General features: G+C 63.7%; 21 protein-coding genes. 7 read left to right on the top strand and 14 right to left on the bottom strand.

The window, feature by feature from the left end:
• Positions 1–4: 4 nt before the first annotated feature.
• A complete protein-coding gene (locus tag DVO78_RS16855) occupies positions 5–553 on the top strand; it encodes a TetR/AcrR family transcriptional regulator (RefSeq protein ID WP_120006679.1) in 549 nt (182 codons plus the stop codon).
• On the opposite strand, the gene DVO78_RS16860 is transcribed toward DVO78_RS16855, so the two are convergent.
• Entirely contained in the window at positions 544–1308 is a 765-nt protein-coding gene (locus tag DVO78_RS16860; protein WP_120006681.1) for a queuosine precursor transporter, read from the bottom strand. The genes DVO78_RS16855 and DVO78_RS16860 overlap by 10 nt on opposite strands.
• Positions 1295–2395 (bottom strand): nucleoside hydrolase, encoded by a 1101-nt coding sequence (locus tag DVO78_RS16865; protein ID WP_120006683.1) that lies wholly within the window; start codon positions 2393–2395, stop codon positions 1295–1297. The genes DVO78_RS16860 and DVO78_RS16865 overlap by 14 nt, the downstream gene beginning before the upstream one ends.
• Before the next feature lie 76 nt (positions 2396–2471).
• Here DVO78_RS16865 and DVO78_RS16870 point away from each other — a divergent pair, with 76 nt between their 5' ends.
• Positions 2472–2864 (top strand): hypothetical protein, encoded by a 393-nt coding sequence (locus DVO78_RS16870; RefSeq protein WP_157984109.1) that lies wholly within the window; start codon positions 2472–2474, stop codon positions 2862–2864.
• Here DVO78_RS16870 and purM read toward each other — a convergent pair.
• The 6 genes from purM to DVO78_RS16900 form a co-directional block, all read right to left on the bottom strand.
• Positions 2855–4006: a phosphoribosylformylglycinamidine cyclo-ligase gene (purM, locus tag DVO78_RS16875; protein ID WP_120006686.1), complete on the bottom strand. Its 1152-nt coding sequence runs from the start codon at positions 4004–4006 to the stop codon at positions 2855–2857. The genes DVO78_RS16870 and purM overlap by 10 nt on opposite strands.
• The gene (gene purF, locus DVO78_RS16880; RefSeq protein ID WP_120006688.1) at positions 4003–5625 is read right to left on the bottom strand and encodes an amidophosphoribosyltransferase; all 1623 of its coding nucleotides are present in this window, start codon (positions 5623–5625) and stop codon (positions 4003–4005) included. The genes purM and purF overlap by 4 nt, the downstream gene beginning before the upstream one ends.
• A 2-nt stretch (positions 5626–5627) precedes the next feature.
• Positions 5628–5909 (bottom strand): hypothetical protein, encoded by a 282-nt coding sequence (locus tag DVO78_RS16885; RefSeq protein WP_120006690.1) that lies wholly within the window; start codon positions 5907–5909, stop codon positions 5628–5630.
• A gap of 64 nt (positions 5910–5973) precedes the next feature.
• Positions 5974–6399, bottom strand: a complete 426-nt coding sequence (locus tag DVO78_RS16890; protein WP_120006692.1) for a sterol carrier family protein — start codon at positions 6397–6399, stop codon at positions 5974–5976.
• Positions 6400–6463: 64 nt separating this feature from the next.
• On the bottom strand, positions 6464–7492 hold the full coding sequence (locus DVO78_RS16895) for an asparaginase (protein WP_120006694.1): 1029 nt from the start codon (positions 7490–7492) through the stop codon (positions 6464–6466).
• Between the two features lie 155 nt (positions 7493–7647).
• Entirely contained in the window at positions 7648–8397 is a 750-nt protein-coding gene (locus DVO78_RS16900; RefSeq protein WP_120006696.1) for an alpha/beta hydrolase family protein, read from the bottom strand.
• A 485-nt stretch (positions 8398–8882) separates the two neighbouring features.
• Here DVO78_RS16900 and DVO78_RS16905 point away from each other — a divergent pair, with 485 nt between their 5' ends.
• Positions 8883–10892 (top strand): solute carrier family 23 protein, encoded by a 2010-nt coding sequence (locus DVO78_RS16905; protein ID WP_120006698.1) that lies wholly within the window; start codon positions 8883–8885, stop codon positions 10890–10892.
• Between the two features lie 10 nt (positions 10893–10902).
• The gene (locus tag DVO78_RS16910) at positions 10903–12297 is read left to right on the top strand and encodes an amidohydrolase family protein (protein WP_120006700.1); all 1395 of its coding nucleotides are present in this window, start codon (positions 10903–10905) and stop codon (positions 12295–12297) included.
• A gap of 11 nt (positions 12298–12308) precedes the next feature.
• Here the strand turns inward: DVO78_RS16910 and DVO78_RS16915 are convergent, their stop codons facing one another.
• The gene (locus DVO78_RS16915; protein ID WP_120006702.1) at positions 12309–13895 is read right to left on the bottom strand and encodes a PucR family transcriptional regulator; all 1587 of its coding nucleotides are present in this window, start codon (positions 13893–13895) and stop codon (positions 12309–12311) included.
• Between the two features lie 382 nt (positions 13896–14277).
• Between DVO78_RS16915 and DVO78_RS16920 the strand changes: the two genes are divergently transcribed.
• From DVO78_RS16920 to DVO78_RS16930, 3 genes are read left to right on the top strand one after another with little or no spacing between them, the layout of a single operon-like run.
• The gene (locus DVO78_RS16920) at positions 14278–15063 is read left to right on the top strand and encodes a (S)-acetoin forming diacetyl reductase (protein WP_120006704.1); all 786 of its coding nucleotides are present in this window, start codon (positions 14278–14280) and stop codon (positions 15061–15063) included.
• Between the two features lie 44 nt (positions 15064–15107).
• Positions 15108–16424, top strand: coding sequence for a phosphoribosylamine--glycine ligase (purD, locus tag DVO78_RS16925; RefSeq protein ID WP_120006706.1), 1317 nt, complete (start codon positions 15108–15110; stop codon positions 16422–16424).
• On the top strand, positions 16421–17446 hold the full coding sequence (locus DVO78_RS16930; RefSeq protein WP_120006708.1) for a phosphoribosylaminoimidazolesuccinocarboxamide synthase: 1026 nt from the start codon (positions 16421–16423) through the stop codon (positions 17444–17446). Before purD ends, DVO78_RS16930 begins: the two co-directional genes overlap by 4 nt.
• Here the strand turns inward: DVO78_RS16930 and DVO78_RS16935 are convergent.
• From DVO78_RS16935 to DVO78_RS16955, 5 genes are read right to left on the bottom strand one after another with little or no spacing between them, the layout of a single operon-like run.
• Positions 17421–18314, bottom strand: a complete 894-nt coding sequence (locus tag DVO78_RS16935; protein WP_120006710.1) for an ion transporter — start codon at positions 18312–18314, stop codon at positions 17421–17423. The two genes, DVO78_RS16930 and DVO78_RS16935, sit on opposite strands and share 26 nt — an antisense overlap.
• Before the next feature lie 40 nt (positions 18315–18354).
• Positions 18355–20289 (bottom strand): ABC transporter ATP-binding protein, encoded by a 1935-nt coding sequence (locus DVO78_RS16940; protein WP_120006712.1) that lies wholly within the window; start codon positions 20287–20289, stop codon positions 18355–18357.
• Entirely contained in the window at positions 20286–22226 is a 1941-nt protein-coding gene (locus tag DVO78_RS16945) for an ABC transporter ATP-binding protein (protein ID WP_120006714.1), read from the bottom strand. The genes DVO78_RS16940 and DVO78_RS16945 overlap by 4 nt, the downstream gene beginning before the upstream one ends.
• A gap of 49 nt (positions 22227–22275) precedes the next feature.
• Positions 22276–23250: a metallophosphoesterase gene (locus DVO78_RS16950; RefSeq protein WP_120006716.1), complete on the bottom strand. Its 975-nt coding sequence runs from the start codon at positions 23248–23250 to the stop codon at positions 22276–22278.
• Positions 23234–25465 (bottom strand): transglycosylase domain-containing protein, encoded by a 2232-nt coding sequence (locus tag DVO78_RS16955; protein WP_120006718.1) that lies wholly within the window; start codon positions 25463–25465, stop codon positions 23234–23236. Before DVO78_RS16955 ends, DVO78_RS16950 begins: the two co-directional genes overlap by 17 nt.
• Positions 25466–25533: the final 68 nt, after the last annotated feature.

Here is a 25533-nt window from a genome sequence, read left to right on the forward strand (position 1 = left end):
CTCGATGAGGGAGTCCAAACGAGAAGCTGCCCTGGAGGCAGCCAAGCGCGTGGTTCAGCGCGACGGCGTGACCGCACTGTCCTATGAGGCGGTGGCTGCCGAGGCCGAACTCACCAAGGGCGGGCTGCTCTACCACTTCCCTTCGCGTGAGAATCTGCTGCTGGCGCTGCATGAGTATGTGGCCGGTCAGTGGGAGCAGTGTATGTGCCGTGAAGTGGGTCAGCAGGACGACGCCGGCCTGGACGACCAGACCAAGCTCGAAGCCTATGTGCGCGCCTCGCAGAACCCTGACCGTGCCGAGCTGCTGCTGACCCTGGAGGCCGCTACTCAGAACGAGGCCGCACATGCGGTCTGGAGCCGAATCTATGACCGGTGGGCGGCTCCGATGCCGGTGGCTGCCGAGGATGACGAGGCAGTGCGCCGCTTCATCGCCCGGCTGGCCGCCGACGGTCTCTGGCTCTACGAGTCGATCAACGAGGCCACGGTAGACCCGCAGGTCCGTGACCGGCTGGTGCAGGAGATCACTGCCCTGGGTCAGACCGGTCAGCCGTAGGTGGGCTCGCGCCTCTTGAGCGTCCGCACTACCGCATAGGTCACCGGTAGGAGCAGCCACTCCACCAGGCACTTGTAGATCACGCCGAAGACGAAGTAGCTGCCGAACTCGGTCCAGCTCATCATCACGAAGAGGTCGACACCGGGAAGGGCGTTCAGAAACAGCGGGAACGCGGTGAAGGCCAGCAGTCCGAAGACGAAGGTGTCCACGGTCTGGCCGAAGACGGTCGAGGACATGATGCGCGCCCAGAGATTGGACTCGCCGAAGCGCTGTTTGATCTTCACGATGATGATCGAGTTCATCATCTGGCCGAGTACAAAACCGATCAGGGAGGCGGCCAGAATCCGTACGTAGACCCCGTCCCAGCCGAAGAGCACCTCGAAGGCCTCCTGGTTGTGGGAGTCTCCCAGTGCGGGGGAGGCGGTGACCAGGCCGAAGACGACTGCGCCGATGACCATGACCGCGAAGCCGACGAGCACCGCCCGCAGAGCTGCTGTGAAGCCGTAGACCTCGGAGATGATGCCGCCGAGCAGATAGGTCAGCGGGAAGAGGAAGACGCCGCCGTCGACGACCCAGCCGCCGAAGTCCATCTGCTTGGTGGCGGCGATATTGGAGATCAGGTAGAAGGCCGCGAGCAGGGAGACCAACACAGCGTAGAACTGGCTGCCGGGGTGGGCGAAGCGGGCGTTGCGGGTTTCTCCGGGGGCCGCAGCAGGTGCGGACCCCTGCCCAGGGGCGCTATCAGACATCGTCATAGGTGGGTCCTCTCGTCAGGGTGGTTTCCAGGTGATTCAGAAAGCCCTCCGCATCAATGGAGCGGATGAGCTCAGCGTTGGGCGCACAGCCCCAACGACCAAGCCAGTCTGCCACAGTCTCACCCCTGGTGAGGGTGCCTCTCAGCTCGACGTCGACGGCGGCGGTGCTGGTCCCGGCGGCGGGGAAACCCCGCTCGCCTCTCGGCTGGCTTGCGCGAGCCTTCGGGCCTGAAGCGCTGGTCCCGGCGGCAGGCACAGGTCCGGTCCAGGGGATGCTCGCCTCAGGTTTCCGCGCCCACTGCAGGGCTGCGGCGAGCACATAGGGGTCGTGGATCTGGGCCAAATAGCCGTGGCCGTCGTACTCATGGAACTCGAAGTAGAAGCGCAGCGCCTCAGCCAGATGTCCCAGCCACCGGCGCCATACCGGATCCGCTGCGCCGTGAAGGATCCGCTCAAGCCGCTCCGGTGTCATGACGATGGATTCGGTGGCCTCAAGGGGAGCGAGCACGGGAAGCTGCTGGGCAGCGGCGAACTGCCGGTAGACCATGGCAGTGGCCTCCGGGTCGAAGTCTGTGTTCCACTCCGTGGTCGGCTTGGTATTGCCCCGGTGGTTGAAAGCCCCGCCCATGATGAAGATCCGTCTGAGCAATCGGGGCAGTTCTGGTTCCAGCTCCAGGGCGAGCGCAAGGTTCGTGCAGGGTCCGGTGACCACAGCGATCAGCTCGCCCGGATGTGTGTGGGCGGCATCCACCCAGGCACGGGCCGCGGAGACCGGAGACGGTGTCGCCGACGGCTGCGGGAGAACAGCGTATCCAGTGCCGGAGGGGCCGTGGGTGTCATCTGCGTATGCAGGCACGGTGCCTTCGGCGGCATGCCGAAGCGGCAGCTCTGCCCCAGGGTGCACCGGAATCTCGGCTCGGCCGGCCAACTCCAGCCAGCCCAGCGCGTTGTACACGGTCTGCTCAGCGGGCACATTCCCTGCGGTGGCTGCGACGCAGGTGATCTCCACATCGTCTTGACACAGCAGATAGCCGAGGGCCACGGCGTCGTCGATGCCGGGATCGCAGTCTAGGAACAGTGGAATCATCACCGTCTATTCTGCCTCCGTCTCTTGACCTGACGGGGGGAATTCTTCATAAGGTGGAATGAAGGGAGTGAGGTTCATGACAGAGACCGTCCGAGCTGAGAAGGCAGAGACTGAGACCGGAATCCGGCAGGACGATGTGCCGTGGGGCCGGGGATGGAACTGGCTGCTGACCAATCCGGAGAAGACCGGCTACCGAAGGGTGTTCTTCAACGGTTGTGGGCTGCTGTTTGGCGCGGTCCTCGCCGTATATCTGTTCCAGAGCACCTCGCAGGACGGCCTGTTCCTCCAACTCGGCAACGGAGTGCAGGTGATTGGCGGATCGCTGGGGCTGGTGATGCTGTGGGCCGGAGGTGAGTTGCGTCGCGCGCAGAAACCGCTGCGGGACGCGGAGAAGCTGCGGCAAGCCTCGGGTGCTTCGGCGGACTTCCAGGCCCGCCGGGTCAGCATTTCTAGCGGCAGTCAGGCGTAGCTGCCGGCCAGCAGCACGCCACCGCCGTCGACTCCCTTGGCGCCCTGGATGAAGTCCTCACCGGCACCAGCGACATCGTCACTGGAGTAACGATCCACAATGCCCATGACCCAGGACTTCTGCCCAGCGGCGTGGAGACGGGCGACGACGCCGTCGGCCGCCTCAGCCGCCACGACCGCAATCATGCCCACCCCCAGATTCAGCGTCCGCTCCAGATCGGCCTGCGGCACCCGACCCAGCTCGGCCATGACGGAGAAGACCTCTGGCCAGGCCCAGGTGGAACGGTCCACTGTTGCCAGCAGGCCGGCGGGCAGCACGCGGGCCAGATTGGCAGCCATTCCGCCGCCGGTGACATGGCTGAAGCCGCGCACCGGAGCATCGGGGGCGATCTCCTGCTCAGCAGGATCCCCATTGAAGGCCCTGATGAGGTCCAGGCAGGCTGCGGTGTAGAGCCTGGTCGGCTCCAGAAGCTCCTCGCCCAGGGTCCGCCCAAACTCGGGGACCTGACGCGAATGGGCCCAGCCGGCTTCCCGTACGATCCGGCGGACCAGGGAATACCCATTGGAATGGAGGCCGGAGGAGGCCATCCCGATCACCGCATCACCGGGCTGCACCCGTTCTGGACCCAGCACTGCGGAGGCGTCGACGACGCCGGTCGCCGCGCCGGCGACGTCGTACTCGTCCTCGCCCAGCAAGCCCGGATGCTCTGCGGTCTCCCCGCCCACCAGAGCGGTCTCCGCCTCAGCGGCGGCTTTGGCGATTCCGGAGACGATGGAGGCAATCCGTGCCGGCTCCACTTTGCCGCAGGCGATGTAGTCGGTCATGAACAGCGGCTTGGCCCCGGTGACCACGATGTCGTCGACCACCATGCCGACCAGGTCGTATCCGATGGTGTCGTGGAGGTCCATCGCCTGGGCGATCGCCACCTTGGTGCCCACGCCGTCGGTGGAGGTCGCCAGCAGGGGCCGAGGCAGCCGCTTGAGTTCCGAAGCGTCATAGAGTCCTGCGAACCCGCCGAACCCGCCGACCACCTGCGGGGTGTGAGTGGCCTCGATATGGGCCTTCATCAGCTCCACGGCACGGTCGCCGGCCTCCACGTCCACTCCAGCTGAGGCATAGGTGATCGGTGAAGTGTCAGTCATCGGCGCGCCCCAGTGGTGATGTCGAAGGCACCGTTGCTGGCACCGTTGGCAAGTGCTTCCTCCCTCAGCGGAGGCTCGGCCCCATCGAGCTCGAACTCAGCGTCCGGGCCGGGCTCGCAGCCGGACTGGGGACGGCGATGCGGCATACCGGGCAGCACCGGCTGCTCCAGCAGCATCTTGCCGCGCCGCTCATCCGGGGGAAGCTCAATCGGGTACTGGCCTGAGAAGCAGGCGGTGCACAGTGTGGAGCGCGGCTGCCCGGTGGCGGCGATCATGCCCTCCTCTGAGATATAGGCCAGGGAGTCTGCGCCGACGGCGTTGTTGATCTCCTCCAGGGTGGCTCCGTTGGCGATCAGCTCGGCACGGGTGGCGAAGTCGATCCCGTAGAAGCAGGGCCATTTGATCGGCGGGGAGGAGATCTTCACGTGAATCTCGGCCGCGCCGGCCTCTTTGAGCATTCTGACAATGGCCCGCTGGGTGTTGCCGCGGACGATGGAATCATCCACCACCACGACCTTCTTGCCGCGCACTACATGCTCCTGCACGTTGAGCTTGAGCCGGATGCCCAGCTGGCGGAGGGTCTGGCTGGGCTGGATGAAGGTGCGGCCAACGTAGGCGTTCTTGATGAATCCCTGGGCGAACGGCAGCCCGGAGGCCTCGGCGTAGCCCACTGCGGCGGGGGTGCCGGACTCGGGCACCGGGATGACGATATCGGCGTCGTGGGTGTCCTCCCGGGCCAGCTGCCGGCCCATCTCCACGCGGGACTCGTAGACGCTGCGGCCGTTGATATTGGCATCCGGTCTGGCCAAGTACACATATTCGAATACACAGCGCGCCGGAGCGGACTCTGCGAACTGGTGGGTGCGCACGCCGTCGGCGTCGATGGCGATGAACTCCCCGGGCTCGACCTCCCGGATGATGGAGGCGCCCACAGTGGCCAAGGCGGACTGCTCCGAAGCCACCACCCAGCCATTGTTGAGCCGGCCCAGCACCAGCGGACGCACGCCCTGTGGATCACGGGCCGCGTAGAGGGTGTTCTCGTCCATGAATACCAGGCAGAACGCGCCCTTCAGCGTGGGCAGCAGGGCCAGGGCCTGCTCCTCCAGGGACTCCCCGGGCTGGTCCTTCAGCAAAGCGGTGACCAGAGCGGTGTCGGTGGTGTTGCCTTGGGCCAGCTCGCCGAACTTGGCCGCGCCGTGGCGGGCGACCACCTGGTCATAGAGATCTGCGGAATTGGTCAGGTTCCCGTTGTGGCCCAGGGCCACCGTGCCGTGCGGGGTGGCCCCGAGGGTGGGTTGGGCATTGGACCACTGGTTGCCGCCGGTGGTGGAGTAGCGGCAGTGGCCGATGGCGATGTGTCCGCGCAGCGCATTGAGGGTGGCCTCGTCGAAGACCTGGGAGACCAGTCCGACATCCTTGTAGACCTGGATGTGGTCACCGTCGGAAGTGGCAATGCCGGCCGACTCCTGGCCGCGGTGCTGCAGAGCGAACAGGCCGTAGAAGGCCAGCTTGGCGACTTCCTCACCGGGGGCCCAGACGCCAAAGACTCCACATTCGTCTTGAGGGAGCGGGTCCTCATCAAGGAGGTGGTGATTGAGGCGGCCGTCTCCGCGAGCCATGCTCAGCGTTCTCCCGCCGGTTCGATGTCATAGGTGGTGCTCCGCCGTCGCATCATCTTCTCCACCGTCAGCCATGCTGTGGCTCCCAGTGTGACCGCCGGCAGGCAGAGCACCAACGTGATATAGCCCAGTGAGGCGCCACGCGAGTAGTTGGGGTCTTGGGGAGTGGAATACACCAGGACGACTGCCGCGGTGAACGCTACCGCCGCTGCGCCGACCATGAACGGCAGAAGCTTGGGGGCGCGGCGAACGCTCACCTGACGGTGCTGCGTGCTTGGGGGCATAGAGACGATTCTACTGCGCTGGCGCTCTAACCCTCAATCGCCTCGAAAATCTGGACGCGGGTGCTCATCCGGCGATCCGCAGCAGCGGCAGATGGACTGAGAGGTCGGCACGGGTACCAGAGGCAGTGATGCTGCCCGCCTGGTGGGCTGCAGCCCAGCTGATGCCTCCGGTGGCCAGCCTCAACCACGTGGTCGGATCGATCTCGATCACATTCGGCGGGGTGCCGCGGGTGTGGCTAGGACCTTCTACGCACTGGGTGACGCCGAAAGGCGGAACCCGGACCTCCACCGAGTGCCCAGGTGCGCGTTCGGTTAGCTCCTCCAAAAGATAACGCACAGCGGTGGCAAGTGTCCGGCGGTCAGGGGAGTGCCCGGCATCGTGCCGCTGGCCCCACGTCCGCACCGCAGCCTGACCGTCCTGAGCGGCAATCCGGCGTCGTGCCACAGTGCGCTTCTCCTTTTCAGTGGTTTTGGGGAAATCAGCAAGCATCCTAGAGGACCCTGAAATCCCAACAAGGGCCTGGTATTTCCTTTGGACGGATCGGGGGCAGGTCTCAGAGTGCTGAGGCCACGCTCTCTGAGACGCGCAGTTCACCGGCAAGCAGTTGGTCAGCGCCGCCGGTGATCGGTTTGACCAGGATCTTCAACACCCGCTCGAGATCATGGAGCTCGACTTTGCCGGCGGCAGCCAACAGGCTCAGCGCCACCAGATGGTTGGGCCGCGAGGAGCCGTCGAGGGTCTTGACCGCAACGGTTGTGCCGTCGCCAGCGGCCACCACCAGTACGCCCTCAGCCCCGGACTTGGCCAGCAGCCCGAGCTGCTCAGTGACCACCGTGTCTGATTCACCCTCCCCGCGGACCGCCCAGGGGTAGTCGAGCATGGCCTGGGCCACGGTGAAGGCGTGCACCTCAGCCTCCCGGCGGCTCAGCGAGGAAGTCATCCGCCCGATGCCGCGGGCCAGGGCCGTCAGGCTCATGGCAGCCGCCGGCGCCCCGCAACCGTCGACTCCCGTGGCCGCAGGTTCCTCGCCGCAGTATTCGGCATACACCTGATTGACCACCTGCTGGACCGGATGGTCGGGCTCTGCATAGGTGGCCAGGCGTGAACCCTGGGTCCGTGCGGCGGCAAGGAAAGCTGCATGCTTGCCCGAACAGTTGAACGCCAGCGCGGTCTTGCCCCGCCCAGCCTGAAGGTGAGTTCGCAGGTCAGCGCTGTGTCCCGGATATGCCGCGGGGCACCTCAGATAGGACTCATCCAGCCGTTCCTTAGCCAGTGTGGCGGCGGCCAGGTCCTGGTGCCGTGGTGAGCCCACGTGCGATCCGCAGGCCAGAGCCACGGCTTCGGGGCTGATCAGCGCACCTGCTCGCAGCGAGGCAACAGCCTGCAGCGGTTTAAGCGCAGAGCGGGGAAACATCGGCTTCTGCACGGCGCCGAGACTTTGCAGAACGGTGCCGTCGGGGGCGATGAGTACCGCTGATCCGATGTGGCGGGATTCAATGATCCCTCCCCGGGTCACCACCGCCAGCTCAGCAGATTCCGATGCAGTGGGTGTATGCAGAACGGTGGTGGAGGTTCCTGTCATGGAGCCAGTCTACGGGTGTGATTTTGTCCGCTGCAGGACCAAGAGCAACTTACCCGGGTCCAGGGCGCGGTACTGGTGGGCGGTGATTCTCGTCTGACCTGCCGGGGTACCGACTGTGCGGTTCAAGGGTCCATCAAGGGTTTGGTGCGTGCATCTTAGGGGTGGTTCACAGGTTGAATGTCCGTGAGGATTCGGTCAGGATTCGGGTCCAGTCTTGGGGGGGAGGGGTGATGGCCCATCGGGTCCAGTTCCACAAGTTTCGCGTTCGGGGCCGCTTTCGCCAGCCGTTTCCCCTGCCCTGGCGGAGCCATCGAATCCTGCCTCCCTGTGACGATGAGCATCGGGTGAACCAGGCTCTGGGCATGGGTCAACGGGGACGAATCTCGCCACTGGGTGGCCTGCAACGTGGCGTCCAGATATCGCCGAACGCCTCCGTAGGCGGTATCACGGTAGAACGAGATGAGCTCGCTTGGAGCATTCACTACTGTCAGTCCAGCAAGTTCGTCCTGCTCTTCTTCCGCTGCGGCCAATGCCGCCATGAGCCCGCCCATCGAGAACCCCAGCAACACGATGGATGAAACACGCGGTTGTCCTCTGATCCAGGTAAGAACACGGCCGATGTCCTGTGCTGCGCTGAGGCCGTAATCGTCGACTCCGCTGGAACCTGGCCATCCGCGCATCGAGATGCTGACCGCATGCCAGGAGCGGGAACGCACCTGATGAGCCACCGGTGCCATCGTCGAGGCGTCTTCGCCCCAGCCGTGCAATAGCAGAATCGCCGGAGCGATGCTGTCATCCCACCATGTGTACCCGCCAAGCTCTACATCGCCCACATCGAGGGTGACCGGTAGAGCCCCGCCAATGTCGGGCAGGTGGTTCAGTGCCACCATCGCGCCCTTCTGCATGCAGGTCTCATAGGATCGATCCTCTCATCGCGAGCACACAATGCAGCGGGATCTTCGAGACGAACGCACCTTCGCAACATGCACTGAACAGTTATCGACGGCCTATAGGCATTCGGTCCCCCGGACGGCAGATCGACGTCCTGGAACGACACTAGCCGGGCCAGCACCCGCAGAGGCAACTGTGCGGCTGTGGTGAGCACTGTGGAGGCACAGTGACGTTCGTGATTCTTGAAATCTCTTAAGCCGTTGAGAAGGTGCCCTATGTTCCGATTCAGTTAACCGAATGTAAACAGCTCATCAAAACTCCCTCCCAAACCGCCAATTCATACAGAGTAAGACACGCAACTGGCCTTAAAGACTGTTGAATCGGGGCCTGGTGGGGTGTTTCACCGTGAATATACGCTTTTTCTAGCCCTATCCGCACCAGAGTTTTCCGTCTACGACGATCCCCCTGCGGGTCCACGACGACCACGAAGAGAGCAGCCATGACAGTCAAGAAATCCACAGACGAGATATCGCCCAAGGGCGGGTCCCGGCGCGTACATCCGGTGGACCAGGTCCCTCCCACACCCAAGCTGTTGACCTATGGTTTCCAGCATGTCGCAGCGTTCTACGCCGGCGCTGTGATCGTTCCACTGATCATCGGTGGGGCACTGGGGGTCTCCGGGGATGACATGATCCGCCTCATTCAGGCCGATCTGCTCACCTGCGGAATAGCATCGCTCCTGCAGGCTGTCGGAATTCGCATCGGTAAGTTCCGCATCGGTGTGCAGCTGCCCTTGCTGCAAGGGGTGGCATTCGCCGGCGTCGCGCCGATCATCACCATCGGTTTCATGGCCGGAGGCGGCTCTGAATCTCTGCCGCTCATCTTCGGCTCAGTGATCATCGGCGGGATTGTCTTCTTCCTCGTCGCTCCGTTCATCGCCAGACTCGTGAGGTTCTTTCCTCCTGTGGTCACCGGCTCGGTGCTGACCATCATCGGCATCACGTTGCTGCCGGTCGCCGCGAACCATGCCATCGGAGGGCAGCTCGGACTGCCCGGCTTCGACTGGTCCTATGACGTGATGGGGGCCTCTCCCGGGGGTCACGGGGACCCCACCAGTTCGACGAACCTTGCCTTCGCTGTCGGAACCATCCTCTTCATCCTGTTGCTTCAGCGATTCTTCAAGGGCTTTATGTCCACCATCGCGGTGCTCCTGGGCCTGATCGCCGGTTCTGCAGCGTGGTACATCGTCCATCCCCACGAGGACTGGTCGAGTGTGACCGAGGCAAGCTGGTTCTGGTTTGCGACTCCATTTCACTTCGGAGCGCCAGAGTTTGCCATCATCCCCAGCCTGCTGATCGTTCTGGTCATGATGATCACCGCCATTGAGACGGTCGGCAGTCTTTACGCCACCGGCGACATTGTCGGCAAAAGGATCAAGAAGCAGGACATCTCCGCCGCGCTACGAGCAGATGGCGTCTCTACTGTGCTTGGCGGATCTATGGGATCGTTCCCCTATACCTGCTTCGCCGAGAACATCGGTCTGGTCCGGGTCACTGGCGTGAAGAGCCGGTGGATCGTCGCAGTTGCCGGTGGATTCATGATCATCCTGGGGCTCTTCCCGAAAGCCGCCGCTCTGGTGGGAATGATTCCCGAGCCAGTCCTTGGCGGAGCTGCTCTCATTCTCTTCGCCGCTGTTGCGATCGTGGGGATTCAGACCTTGTCCACGGTGAACTTCAATGACCACCGCAACCTGGTGGTGGCCGGTACATCGATCGCCATGGGTGCCTATGTGATGGCATTCCCCGCGGTGGAAGAGGCTGTCCCTACCTGGCTCTCCTGGTACTTCTCCGGCGGTATCGCCGCCGGTGCATTCACCGCTCTGCTGCTGAACATCCTCTTCTTCCACATCGGTGGGAAGAAGGGCCCGGCCGTCACCACGGACGCCAGCGGTGAACGAGTCCATCTGGCCGAAATCAATGAGATGACCGAAGAGCAGTTTGAGAAGACGTTCGACTACGTCGTCCAGGGCAGCAAGTCGACTCTCGAGGCTGCGTATTCACTGCGTCCGTACAAGTCGGCATCTGCCCTGGGAGAAGCATTCCAGGACGCTCTGCTCACAGCGAATGAGGCCCAGCAGAATGAACTGCTGCAGTCCTTCCCGGATCTCGGGGCAGAGGAGTCCGAGGGAAACTATCTCGCCAGAGAGCACGGTGAGAGAGCCCTGGGGAACCTCCAAGAGGATGAGCACAATGACATTGTCGAGCTTGCCACGACCTATCGGGGCAAGTTCGGGTTCCCCTTGATCGTCTCCGCACGAGACCACGACCGGTTCGACCAGCTCTTACGCTCCGGGTGGACCAGAATGGACAACTCATTCACCACGGAGCGCCAGGCGGCACTGATCGAGATATCCAAAATCGTCAACTACCGCTACGAGCAGCTCGTTGCCGAAGCTAACCCTATTTCGAGTGCGCGTTTCGGCCGTTTCGACGAGCTGGAAAGTCAGTAGAAGGAACGTCATGCGAACGTACCGCGGTCATCTCTTCCACATCACCGGCTCACCGTCTCTCGAAGATGTTGCCGACCATCTCGTGTCGATTCCCGATGGCGCTCTTGTGATCGCAGATCAGGGCACCATCGAATGGATCGGGCCGTTCGACTCATTGCCAGAGGTGTACGGCTCTGCACCATTGACAGACACCGGCGGGTTCATCCTGCCGGGCTTCGTCGACACCCATATCCACTTCCCGCAGACATACTCAACACAGGCGTTCGGCGGTGGTCAGCTGCTTGAATGGCTTGATCAGAGCATCTTCCCGGCCGAAGCACAGCTGGCAGATGATAGCCTTGCGGACCAGGTGGCCAGTGACTTTGTCAGGCGGCGGATCACCTCAGGTACGACTGCTGCCATGGTGGTCGGCTCAGCCTTTCCCGGTGCGCAGGACGCCCTGTTCCAGAGGAGCCTCGCAGCTGGTCTGCGTGTGGTGAGTGGCCGTGGTGTCCAAACGGTGGGGCCCCCTTCAGCAGGTGCACTTCTCACCGGTGAAGATGAAGCCATCCAGCTGGTGGAGGAGGAGATCACGCGCTGGCACGCTGTGGACACGGGGGATCATACAACTGCTCTGGTTCAGGTGGCCGTCGTGCCCAGGTTCAGCCTCTCGGTCACGCCACGCACGCTGGAAGCGCTCGGTGAGCTTTATGCCGGCGTCCGCGATCAGGGAGTCTATTTTCATTCCCACCTCAACGAGAACAACCGACCTGGGGATGGGGAGATTGCTGCGGTGCTGGCTCAGTACGGGGTGAGCAGCTACCTGGATACCTACGATGGCAAGTTCCTGCCCGGATCAGCTGCGGGCGGCCGATCACTCTTGGGCAGGCGGAGCATCATGGCACATGCCGTGCACTGCCAGGACTCGGAACTGAGCCGAATGGCTGAAACGGGAACGTCGATCGCCCACTGCCCCACCTCTCAGCTGTACCTCGGATCAGGCACGATGCCGTGGCGGCGTTCTGCAGCGAAAGGAGTCACTATTGCCCTGGGCACCGATGTCGGGGCCGGGGACGAATGGCTGATCCCCCGGGTGCTCGGTGACTGCTACAAGGTTCACCTCTCCGAGTCCGGCGATGCAGGCATTGCGCTGGGCCCAGCCGAACTCCTGCACACCGCCACGCTTGCCGGAGCACGTGCCCTGGATATGGAGGAGCGGTTCGGCAATCTCGACCTGGGCAAGGACGCCGACTTCATCGTCGTCGACCCGCAGAGATGGGAGCCACTGGCCCAGGTGATTGAACACGGCGTGCGCTCTGATGATGCGGCACTGGCAACACAGCAGCTCTTGTTCACTCTTCTCCTGGGGCTGCGGGAACCGGCTATCGCCGAGGTCTATGTCCAAGGCCGCAGGGTCCAGGCCTAGAAGCCGCAGGGTTACATCAGCTTCAGCGCCAGATAGAGGTCCGTTCGGTCAGCATTGTTGCTCAGGTCCTTGTTCGTGATCTTCTCCACCCTCGCGATGCGATACCGAAGCGAGTTCACATGAAGATGCATGGCTTCCGCAGTGCGGACCCATGAGCAGTCACAGTCGAGAAAGGTACGGAGTGTGGCCACAAGCTCTCCTCGGTAACGGGCATCATGAGCAATCAGGTCCTTCATGATGGAATCGACGAAAACCCGCCGCAACGGATCGGGAACCGCAGCCAGAAGCATCGTCGAGGACATGGTACTTGTGCTGTCCCGTATCACCAGCGATGTGGTCGGCTCAGTCTCGGCGGCAGCCAGTTGCAGACAGTAGCGGGCGATTCGCAGGGCACCGCCCAACTGATGAGAGCCGGCAGAAGCACTGATGCCCACCTGCAGGGTCCCCAGCTCAGTGCAGGTAGTGGCCAGCAGAGTGAGCGCCTTGGTGAACACCTGCACGGGCTCGGCGCCAACATAGGGTGGTGCGTCAATCGACTTGGCAGGAAGAATCACGATGACGTGCTCCTCAGCCTCTGTGGCCACAATGGTGCCGGGAACATGCTCGGCGGCATCCGCCAGAACCCAAAAAGCAAGGTCCTGGAGGTCGTCCCGGCTATTTCTGTCGAAAGCCCCAGCGAGGACGTAGAACTGGTCTGAGTCCTCCATTCCAGCATGACGGCGGTACACCGCCAACTCCGGTCCCTCGTGGTCGCCGGCAATGAGTTGAACCAGGCGGTTGGCGGAGGCGTTCGTCGAGTCGCGCAAGCTGCCCCTGTGCTGGACCCGGTACAGACCCACGACTGCCGCCAGCTCTCGGACGGTGTCGAGAACGGTCGGATGCCACTGCCGCCAATCGCCGCTGACAACCAAGAACCAGCCGGTTGCTTGATGCTCGCCGGTTCCGGTGATCATCAGGGCGCTTATGGGCTCACCGCGCGAATCGGCGAAGGTGAAGGGGGATTGATCTGAGGATATGGCCTCATGCAGAAGTGCGGCAGTCTCGTTCTGTGAAAGGGGCGTCGGACTGAGCACAACTTGCCGGCCGGAGGCCGTGATCACCCAGACGGCTCGCCCGAGGTCATCGGCTGAGCGGGTGATGAGCTCATCCAGCATCTGACCGCGGTAGACATCGGTGAGAAGATCTCGTTGGCGGATGAGACCAGCTGCCAAGTGGTCCACTCGTTTGCTGGCCAGGGCGTCAGAGACAAACGCAGTGATCGAGGCAAAAGACACCTCCGCGGGAACAGAGAACAGCGGGAGCCTGTGCCGATGGCAGGCTGCTACGACATCGTCGGGAACATATCCCAGAAGTCCCTCGCCGGCGAACAGCGCAATTGCTCCTGCGTTGGCCACTCTCCCCACGAAAGCATCACTGTCTCCGGGGTTCCTCCGCCACACCATGCCGGTCATGACCAGTTGGCCGCGCGAGAGATAACGACCCGGATCAAGCAGGTCAGTGGTGTATGTCCAGTTCACCTCTCGTTCAGGTGCCCCGTCGACCGAGTAGAGGGTACGGATGCGCAGCTGGCGAGCATCAAGCAGCTCCTGCAGCTTCATTGCTCAACTCCTGCGGCAGGCAGGGTCCGGGGGGCGGCTCGCAAGGAGCGGGATGCGACTTAGGTGCTCGGCCATATGCGACTCCGTCTACAGTGCTGTGATCTCTCAATCGTAGCGCGGGCGGGGGAGATGTCCGAGCGGGACCGCGTGTGCTTCAGGTCATACCTGACCTGGGTATGTAAACCGGCCAGTGCCCTGCCGGTCATCGACGACCCGGCTTGGTGTCCACCTCACGATGCTTACGCCTTCAAAGAGGTGACAGGGAATATATTTCAATTTTGAAATATTGTGAGTAGTGCGGCTGACGAGACTTCACCGGACACCATGCCCGTGATGCCGCGCCCGCACTATGAGGAATTCGTTCGAAAAGGAGCACAGCACTATGACACGCACAGACACCGGCAAAGTTGCCCTCGTCACCGGGGGAGCCCAGGGAATCGGGGAGGCGATCGTCGCACGGCTCCACGCTGACGGGTTCCGCGTGGCTATCGCCGATCTCAACCTCGAGCTTGCTGAGACTGTTGCCGACAGGCTCGGAGGCAAGAGCGGCGGGGCGGTAGCACTGAAAGTCAACGTGGCAGACCGTCAGAGCGTCTTCGCTGCAGTGGAGCAGGCTCAGGCCGAGTTCGGCGGTTTTGACGTGATCGTGAACAACGCAGGGATCGCACCCCAGTCGCCGATTGAGGACATTTCAGCCGAGAGCATCGAGAAGATCTTCTCCATCAACTTCAACGGTGTGGTCTGGGGCATCCAGGCGGCGACCACAGCGTTCCGCGAGCTCGGACATGGCGGCAAGATCATCAGCGCCGCATCCCAGGCCGCTCATGTGGGAAATCCAGGTATCGCCCTCTATTCGGCCACGAAATTCGCTGTGCGAGGGCTCACCCAGACCGCCGCCAGGGACCTTGCCCAGTATGGGATCTCCGTCAATACCTATGCCCCGGGTATCGTTCGCACACCCCTGATGGAGGAGCTGGCGAAGAAGACGGCTGAGTCCGCTGGCAAGCCCGAAGAATGGGGCTGGGAGCAATTCACCCACGGCATTGCTCTGGACAGGCTCTCAGAGCCGGCTGATGTGGCCAACGTCGTGGCCTTCCTCTCGGGGCCGGATTCTGACTACATCACCGGGCAGTCCATCATTGTCGATGGTGGAATGGTCTTCAACTGAATCGTTACGTCCGAATCCCACCCGGTCTGAATTAGGCTGGAGCCGTGAAGATCTTAGTGGTGGGCCCTGGCGGCCGTGAGCACGCGATTGTCCGAGCGCTGCGGCGCGATGATGCCGTCACTGAGGTGCATGCCGCACCCGGCAATGCGGGCATCGCCCTGGATGTGGTGACCCATAGCGGTGTCGATGCCAGCGACCCGGCCGCGGTGACCGCCCTGGCCTCCGCAGAGAACTTCGACCTGGTCGTCGTAGGCCCCGAAGCTCCTTTGGCTGCCGGCGTTACTGATGCCGTCCGTGATGCTGGCATTCCCGCCTTCGGCCCCAGCGCAGCCGCCGCGCAGTTGGAGGCATCGAAGGCTTTCGCCAAAGAGATCATGGCCGCAGCCGGTGTACCCACCGCAGAGGCTGTCCATGCCAGTGACCTCGGTACCGCTGCTGGGGCACTGGACCGCTTCGGCGCCCCCCACGTGGTCAAGGACGACGGCCTCGCCGCGGGTAAGGGCGTGGTGGTTACCGATGACCGGCAGGCCGCGCTCGCCCACGCTCAGGCATGCTTCGATGCCGGGGGCACGGTGGTCATCGAAGAGTTCCTGGACGGACCGGAGGTCTCGCTGTTCGTGATCAGCGACGGCGAGAACCTGGTTCCGCTCTCACCTGCCCAGGACTTCAAGCGGATTTATGACGACGACGCCGGCCCGAACACCGGCGGCATGGGCGCCTATACTCCGCTGGACTGGCTGCAGGATTACACCGAGACCGATGCTGCCGGCCTCACCCGGAACTTTACCGAGGTGGTGGTGGACCAGGTGGCCCGCCCGACTCTGGCGGAGATGGCACGGCGTGGCAAGCCCTTCATCGGCGTGCTCTACTGCGGCCTCGCGGTGACCTCCCGCGGCGTGCGCGTAGTGGAGTTCAATGTGCGCTTTGGCGATCCCGAGACCCAGGCCGTGCTGGAGCGGCTGGCCACCCCGCTGGGCGGACTGCTGCTGGATGCGTCCACCGGTGTCCTCGGCGCTGACCGTCAGCTGGAGTGGTCCGAGGGCTACGCCGCGGATGTGGTGATCGCCGCAGAGAACTATCCTGACTCGCCCCGCAGGGGAGATGTGATCACCGGGGTGCCGGAGGCCGAAGCACTCGACGGTGTGGCTGTTCTCCATGCCGGCACCGCGGATCAGGAGGGTGCGCTGGTCACAGCCGGCGGGCGGGTGCTCGCCGTGGTCGGCACCGGTGACACGCTGCAAGAGGCAGTGGACCGTGCTTATGCCGGAGTAGATGCGATCAGCTGGCAGGGTGCCCAGCACCGCACCGATATTGCCGCCAAGGCGCTGCGCGGAGAGATCACAGTAGGGGCCGAGGGATGAGCGCGGCCGTGCAGGACACGAGCCCGTACAGTCCGCAGGAATTGCCAGGGTGGGAGCACGTCTCCTCCGGCAAGGTCCGCGAGATCTACGCCCCGGCCTCGGGCTCCGCGTGGCACGGGAAGCAGGTTCTCCTGATGGTCGCCACTGATCGGATCAGCGCCTATGACCATGTGCTCACCCCGGGGATCCCGGACAAAGGCGTGATCCTCACCCAGCTGAGCCTCTGGTGGTTCCAGCAGTTGGCGGCTGAAGGCATCGGCAACCATGTGGTCACCGCCGAGGTGGGAGAGCGTGGTGTGCCAGAGTCCGTCGCCGGGCGCGGGATGATCGTGAAGCGACTGGAGATGGTCGAGGCCGAGGCCATTGTGCGCGGATACCTGACCGGCTCCGGGCTGGCCGAGTACCGTGAGTTCGGCACAGTCAACGAGATTCCGCTGCCTGCAGGGCTTGAGGACGGAAGCCGACTGCTCAAGCCGATCTTCACCCCCTCGACCAAGGCCGAGCAGGGCGGCCACGACGAGAACATCAGCTTCGAGGACTTGGAGCACACGATCGGCACCGACCTGGCGAGTAAGCTGCGCGAGGCCAGCCTGAAGGTTTACTCCCTGGCTGAGGCCATCGCGCGTCAAGCTGGCATCATCCTGGCCGACACCAAGTTCGAGTTCGGTCTGGATGAAGCAGGTGGGCTGGTGCTCGCCGATGAGGTACTCACCCCGGATTCCTCACGGTTCTGGCCGGAAGCCGAATGGGAGCCTGGGAAAGCTCAGCCCAGCTTTGATAAGCAGTTCGTGCGCAACTGGCTCAGCTCGCCGGAGTCCGGGTGGACGAATCAGAGATCCGTCCTTCCCTCAATCGCCTCGGGAGGCCCTGAGCAAGCTCAGGTCTCCTCTCGGCTCAATCGTCCACGGGACAGAGCCGGTGATACCGCCCCGCCACCGCTTCCAGAGCACATCGTCATTGCTACCCGGGACCGCTATCTGGACGCCTACCGCCGGCTCACCGGAACTGATCTGAACCTCTGAGCTGGGCGGAGTCTTTCAGCTGCGCGGAGAGCTCGGCAACATCCGCCCGCAGTAGGCGTATTTGCTGGTGGAGCAGCTGATGGTCGGGCTGCGGCTCCTCGGGCACCTTGGGTGAGGAATCGCTGTGGTCTTTTCCGGCGCCTGCATGGACGGAGGGCATATCGTGCAGGGTGTTCATGGCGTCCACGATCACCGCGATGATCAGGTTCAGCGCGGTGAAGGCCGCCAGGATGATGAAGGGGATGAAGAACGCCCACGCCCAGGGATGCTCAGCCATCGCCGGCCGGACGATGGTCTCCCAGCTGGAGAGTGTGGCGATCTGAAACAGGCTGAACAAAGAGGCGCCGAAGCTGCCGAAGAACTCCGGCAGGGTCTCGCGGAAGAAGGTGGTGGCCATCACGGTGGCTACGTAGAAGATCAGGGCCAGCAGGGCACCGGTGGAGAGGATCCCCGGCACAGCGTGCAGTAGGGCTGAGATGACTTTCCGCAGCTGTGGCAGCGAGGAGATCAGTCGGAGCACACGTAGTACGCGCAGGGTGCGAAGCACCTCGAACCCAGCACCTGCCGGCACCAGTGCAACGCCGACCACCACAAAATCGAAGACGTTCCACGGATCGCGGAAGAACCGCCAGCCGAAGGAGACTAGCTTCAGCGCGATCTCCATCACAAAGATCACCAGGCAGGCGGTGTCGATGCTGATCAGCACCGGACCCACAGAGTCCATCAAGGCATCCGAGGTCTCCATGCCCAGCACAGCGGCGTTGAGCAGGATGACAGCGATCACGAACCGCTGGATGGCGGCAGACTCCATCCATGCGCCGAGACGGGCGCGCCAGGGCGCAACAGAAGTTTCGGGGGCATATGACATCTGTTAAATCGTATCCCGATCCTCCGACGTGCGGTGTGGGTCAGGACTGCATGGTGGCGCTCCAGGCGCTGTGCAGCTTGGCGAAGTAGCCGCCGTTGGCGATGAGCTCGTCGGGTGAGCCGTCTTCGATCACGCGGCCCTCGTCGATGACCAGCACCCTGTCGGCAATGGCGACGGTGGAGAGCCGGTGGGCGATGATCAGTGCTGTCCGGTTGCCCAGCAGCCGCTCCAGCCCCTGCTGCACCAGCTGCTCAGAGGGAAGGTCCAACGATGACGTCGCCTCGTCCAGAATCAGCACCGCCGGGTCGGCCAGGAACGCCCGGGCGAAGGAGACCAGCTGCCGTTGTCCGGCGGAGATGCGCCCGCCGCGTTTGTTGACGTCGGTGTCGTAGCCTTCGGGAAGGCTCAGGATGAACTCATGGGCCCCCACTGCCTTGGCTGCGGCGATGACCTGCTCATCGGTGGCCTCGGGCTGGGAGAGCGCGATGTTCTCGCGGATCGAGCCGGAGAACAGGAACGCCTCCTGGGTCACCATGGCCACATGCCGGTGATGATCATCTTCGGCAAGCTCGCGCAGCTCGACCCCGTCCAGGGTCAGTGAGCCGGAGGTGACATCGTAGAACCGGGCCAGCAGCTTCACCAGGGTGGACTTCCCGGCCCCGGTTCGGCCCACCACGGCTACGGTCTGGCCAGCCGGAATGTGGAGGTCGAGCTTCTGCATCACCACAGGGCCGTCATCGGTGTACTGGAATTCAGCCTCTCTGAACTCGATCTCGCCCTGGCAGTCGGAGAGCCGCTGAGGCTTCTTCACCTGCCGGACTTTGGGGGTCTCCTCCAGCAGGCCGGAGACCTTCTCCAGGGCGGCGGTGGCTGACTGCAGTGAGTTGTAGAACATGGCGATCATGTCCAGCGGCTGGAAGACCCGCTTGGTGGAGAGCACAATGCCCAGCAGCAGCCCGGCGCCCAGGTCCCCTTCCAGCACCCGGAATCCGCCCCAGAGCAGCACGGCGGCCACAGAGATGTTGCCGATGAGCATCAGTCCGGGCTGGAGCACACCGAAGAGCCCGATGGAGCGAACCATGTCATCCCGGTAGACCTTGGCCAGCTTCCGGTACTGCCGGGAGCGCGCGTCCTCCCGGCGGAAGGCCTGCACGGCGCGGATGCCGGTCATCGACTCCACAAAGTGCACGATCATCCGGGCACTGGAGATGCGGGTCTGACGGTAGGCGATCTCTGCGTTCTTCTGGTACCAGCGGCCCAGGAAGAAGATGGGCACCAGGGCGCACAGCAGCACCAGTCCGGACCGGAAGTCGCTGATCCAGATGTAGACAGTGGTGAAGAACATGAACATCAGTCCCTGCACCAGCTGGTTGACCCCGCCGTCGAGCAGTTCGCGTAGCGCTTCCAGGTCCGAGGTCTGCCGGGAGATGACCTTCCCGGAGGTGTAGTCCTCGTGGAAGTCCAGGCTCAGCGCCTGGGTCTTGCGGAAGACCTCATCGCGCAGCTTATAGAGCATAGCCTGGGAGGCCTCGGCCGTCATGCGGGTGTACCAGTAGAGCAGCACTCCGGCGGTGATCGCGCACAGCAGATACAGCAGAGCCGGAAGCCAGAGCCCGACGGCGTCGCCGTCGATCAGCCGCGGCAGCCCCCAGTCGATGGCCAGCCCGCCGGCGATGAAGGGAGTGGCGGCCTGGGCGGCCTGGGAGACGACTACCGCAAGCGCGGTCACCAGCAGCTTGCCGCGCACGCCCTCTGAAGCTCGCCAGAGCAGCCAGAGCGACCGGCGTCGGATGAACTTCCGTTCGGCCTTGCCGAAGGTGACTTCTTCCTCGGCGGCGGTGCCGCGCAGATGGGCGAAGTCGTCCTGGTCCCGCGGCGGGGTGATCTTGGAGAGATCAAGTGCAGCAGTATCAACGAAGTGAGCGTCGTCGTTATCCACCGGGCGGCCGTTGGAAGGTGCATTATCAGCACTCATGTATGCACCTCCGTAGTTGCTTCTTCGGCGGGAATGGCGTCCATCAGCTCTTCGCCGGAGGGAACCGGCGGTTTCATGATGCTGGAGTAGGTCTCGTTGCGGGTCAGCAGCTCGGTGTGGGTCCCGACGTCGTCAATGCGGCCTTCGTGGAGCAAGGCCACCCGGTCGGCCATTGCCACCGTGGAGGGCCGGTGCGCCACGATCAGCGTAGTGGTGCCCTCCAGAACCTGGCGGAGCCGTCCGGTCACGCGCTCCTCGGTGCGCACATCCAGGGCCGACAGCGGATCATCCAGCAGCAGCACGGAGGGCTTCGCAGCGATCGCGCGGGCCAGAGCAAGGCGCTGGCGCTGGCCGCCGGAGAGGCTCAGGCCCTCCTCGCCGATCCTCGACTCCAGCCCTTCGGGCAGGGTTTCGGCGAACTCGGCGTCGGCGGTGTGCAGCGCCTCAGAGAGCACCTCCTGAAGCTGATCAGACTGTGGCGCTGCCGCTCGGTGCGGATGGGATGGATCGTCGTCGTCGCGCTGGTGGCCGGTGCCCAGCAGCACATTGGACTTCACCGTGGTGGAGAACAGGGTGGGATCCTCGAAGGCGACCGCCACCCGGGAGCGCAGGTCGGGCAGGCTGTAGTCGCGGACGTCGACGCCGTCGATCCGCACGCTGCCGCCGGTGACGTCGTAGAGCCGCGGCACCAGGTTCAGCAGGGTGGAGGTGCCCCCGCCGGTGGCGGAGACCAGGGCCATCGTCTCTCCGGGCTCGATGCGCAGGGTGGCACCGCGGATGAGATCCTCCGCGGCGTCGGGGTAGCGGAAGTGAACGTCCTCCAGCTCCACCAGGCCACGCTCCTGCGCGGTATGGGGTTGGGCAGGGGAGACGATGTCCGGCTCCACGTCCATCACGTCGATATGCCGGTCGATGGAGGTCTTGGCCATGAACACCATGCCGATGAGCATGCCGATGCCCTCAATGGGCTGCTTGAGCACCACCGCCATGGCGAAGAATCCTGCCAGTGTGCCGGGGGTGAGGTCTCCCTGTGCTGCCAGGTAGAGCCCGGTGAAGATGCACAGGGCCAGCACGCCTTCGGGCAGCAGCACCATGAGCATCTGGAATTTGGCCAGGGTGCGCATCTTGGAGACTTCCAGGTCGCGCAGGGTGCCGGCTTCCTCTTTGAAGCTGGAGCGCGCCCAGTCCCCGCGTCCGAAAGCCTTCAGCACACGGATCCCGTGTACAGACTCCTCGACCTTGGTGGCGACCTCGCCGGCCTGGTCCTGGGCGGACCTGGAGTAGTGGACGAACTTCCTGCGGAAGGCGGGCCCGAGCGCGATCACCGGCACCGCGGCGCAGAGGAACAGGCCGGCCAGGATCGGCGACCAGCTGAACATCACGCCGATGCCCACCAGCACGGTGATGGTGGCGGTGACCAGCATCAGCGAGCCGAAGGCGAAGAACCTGCGCAGCATGTTCAAATCAGCGATCGCCCGGGACTGCAGCTGACCGGCCTCCCAGGCGCCGTGGAACGCTGCCGACTGGTGGATCAGCCGCTCAAACAGGGAGACGCGCATATTGGTCTCGGCGTCCGAGGCCGGGGGGATGACGAAGAAACGGCGCAGGAAGACGAAGATGGCTTCCAGGACTCCCAGGCTGAGAATCACCGCGAAGGCAGTCCAGACCACCGCAGCGGTAGTGCCCCCAGCTTCGATGTCATCCACCAGCCCGCCCAGCACCACCGGAATCGCCAATGCGATCACGCCAGCCCCAATGGCCGCGAGCACGCCGAAGAACCAGCGCAGCTTCAGCCCCTCGATGTAAGGGATCAGGCGCGCCAGTGCCTGGATGAGAGTGCGGCGCTGACCCGATTCGACCCTCTGCCGGGCAACCCTTTGCTGGGCGCCGGCCTGCCGGGAAGGCTCATCGCCGCGTTTCCGTTCAGATTGTTGCATACTGCAACTACTTTACTCCTCGATCCGGGGGAAGGACAAGCTGCTCCTGTCATGCCCCTTTGACAGTGATCAGAGTCGCCTCGGGCGGGCAGAACAGGCGGATGGGGGCCTTGGCGGAGGTGCCGATTCCTGCCGAGACATGCACGTGGGTCACACCCCCGTCAGCCCTTCGCGCCGTGTGGAGCCCCTTGGCGTACTTGGTGGGCAGATCGCAGTTGGTGACCAGGGCCCTGCCGCCCTGTCCGGACAAGGAAGGAAGACACACCTGTCCGCCATGGGTGTGACCGGCGAGCACCAGGCCGGCCCCGGAGTCGGCGAAGGTCTCCAGTACCCGCCGCACCGGTGCGTGGGCCACTCCGAGCTTCAGGGCGGGGGCTCCCTCCGGCCAACCGGTGAATGCGTCGAGCTCCAGGTGAGGGTCGTCCACGCCGGAGAACTCCAGCCTGAGACCGGCGATCTCTGCGGCACTGTGCGCATTGGTCAGATTCGCCCAGCCGGCGGCTTCGAACGCGCCGAACAGTTCCTCGGTCGGCAGGGTCGTCGCGTGCGGGTGCAGGGTGGAGGGGCCGCGGAAGTACTTCAGAGGGTTCTTGTACCGCGGGGCGTAGTAGTCATTCGACCCCGGCACGAAGCAGCCGGGCAAGCCCATCAGCGGTTCCAGGGCCTCCAGCACCTCATGCACGGCCCGCGGGTCCGAGAGATTGTCCCCGGTGTTGACCACCAGATCAGGTTCCAGCTCCGCCAGCCGCTGCAGCCACCGGTACTTCTTCCGTTGCCCGGGGACGTAGTGGATATCGGAGATGTGCAGCACTCTCAGCTCACCCGGAAGGTCAGGGACTGCCACTTCTGCACGCCGCAGAGTGAAGCGGGTGAGCTCCACCCTGTTGGCATAGATCAGAGTGCCCAGACCGAGGGCACCGAGGGCGCCGGCTGCGGCGGCCACTGCCTGGGCCCTTGTTCTCGGCCGGGTGTTCTCCGCTCTGGCTGTTCCTGCCCCGAAGGCAGGATCAGTCGTCGTCGTCATCGTCGTCGTCGCTGCTGGAGCTGCCGCCGCCCAGCTCGGACATGGAGTAGCGGCCGCCGTATCCGGAGCGACGCTCGTCGAACGGTGAGTCGTCGGCCTGGCGGAAGTCTCCGGTGTCCCGGGAGGGGGCCACCTCGCGCATGTAGTCGTACCACACGGGGAAGGCGATGGTGCCGGCGTAGGTGTCGTCGGGGACGTTTCCTTCGTCCCACATGTTGTTGTTGTCGTCCATGCGGGTGACGAATGCGCTGGTGGCGATGCCCTCGGTGTAGCCCTGGAAGGACATGCCCGAGGCCCTGTGATTCGTGCCGGTTTTGCCGGCCATGGGGAAAGGGGCGTCCCCGTCGCGCTGTCCGACGTACAGGTTCTGCTCGGCGATGTTGATCATGGTGTCGTTGACCTGAGCGACCACGTCGGGATCCACGACCTGTTCGCAGTCCGACTCTGGAACCTCGTACTCGTTGCCCTGGGCGTCAGTGATCTCCAGGAGTGACCGGGGGGTGCAGATGGTTCCGTCATTGGCAAAGGCGGCATAGGCGCGGTTCATCACCAGCGGAGTGATAGAGGCCGATCCCAGCACGAAGGATGGGGTGTCTGCGCGCAGTGGGCCCAGCGGTATGTCGGCGCTTGTTCCCTCGATGCCTAGCCGGTTGGTCAGATCAGTGATCGCGCAGAGATCCATGTCATTGGCTGTGGCCATTGTGGCGGTGTTGATGGAGTGGAACAGTCCCCAGTCCACGCTCATCCGCCGTTCAGTATTGTCCAACACGTTGGACACTGAGTAGTGGTCTGGGTCGTCGCCCTCGCCCTGGAGCAGGGTCACCGAACCACCGTCCATGCAGCTTGCTTCCCAGCGTTCTCCGTATTCGTATTCGGTCTGGCTGGCATCCACGGTGTCGTCCATCGAATTGCCCTCTTCAACCCAGGCTGCGGCGACGAACGGTTTCAAGATGGAACCGCCCTGGAACCCGTTACCGCCGTTATGAGAGGAGCCCACGTTCATGTTCATGGAGGTGGAGTTCCAGTCATCACTTTCGTCATTGGGGTCATAACGCGTGGACTGAGCCATGGCCAGGATGTCGCCGGTTTGCGGATCCATGGAATTGATCAGTGCCGCGGCATGGGTGCCACCTGGCTGGTGCTGTTCAACGGTGTCCTGGGCATGATGCTGCATATCCGGGTCGAGCGTAGTCACTATGCGCAGGCCACCACGGGACAGCAGCTGCTGACGCTGCTCCTCATCCTCGCCAAAGGCCTCGTTCATCATGAAGTCCTGAATCGCATAGTCGCAGAAGTACGAAGCGAAGTCGGCGGCGATGCAACCGCGCTCATTGTCGAATTCGTCCACCAGGCTCTCTTCCAGGTTGGTGTTCCGGGCCTCCTCGTACTCCTCCTCGGTGATGTACTCCTGGTCGTACATGTTGAACAGCACCGTGTTCCGTCGATTCTCAGCGGCCTCGGGGCTCAGGTCCGGACGGTAATAGTTCGGCGCCTGCACAATGCCGGCCAGAGTGGCAGCCTGCTGGATGTTGAGCTCAGCCGCTGAGATGCCCCAGTAGTACTGTGCAGCAGCTTCCACGCCGTAGTTGACCCCGCCGAGCATGATGATGTTCAGGTAACTGACCAGGATCTCCTCCTTGGTCATCTCCTGCTCCACCTGCACTGCGAGTTTCATCTCCCGCAGTTTGTCGGCATAGGTCTTCTCCTGGATGCCGGCGGCGAGGAAGTTGCCCTCACCGGTGACCACCGCAGCATTGTTGAGCACATTGTTGACGTACTGCATGGTCAGGGTGGAGGCACCCTGCTGGGTCTCTGAGGTGAAGTTGTGCACCGCTGCTCGGGCCACACCCTGGGCGTCCACACCGCCGTGGTCGTAGAACCGCTCATCCTCGATGGCGATCATCGCGTCCTTCATGGTCTGGGCGATGTCATCGGACTCCACCGGGATGCGGTTCTCTTCGTAGAAGGTGGCGATCCAGGTCTCCCCGTCAGAGGCGTACATATGTGAAGGCGTGGACAGCGGCTCCTCGTGGAGCTCGGCGGGAACCTCATCGAGAATGTCGCTGCCGGCGGTGGCCGCGGCGCCGCCGGTGGCAGCCAAGGGGAACACCAGGCCCGCAGCCAGCAGGCCGCAGAGCGTGCTGATGCCCAAGAAGGACATGATTTTTCCCACGGTGGTAGCCGTGTCAAAAAGAGGGGATTTGCGGGGAGCCATGATCTATATGATATCGGCCCCGTCAAACCGCGCAGGATCCCACGCTCAAGGGGCGCATGAACCCCTGA

The organism is Nesterenkonia muleiensis (genome assembly GCF_003600155.1).
Lineage (GTDB): Bacteria > Actinomycetota > Actinomycetes > Actinomycetales > Micrococcaceae > Nesterenkonia > Nesterenkonia muleiensis.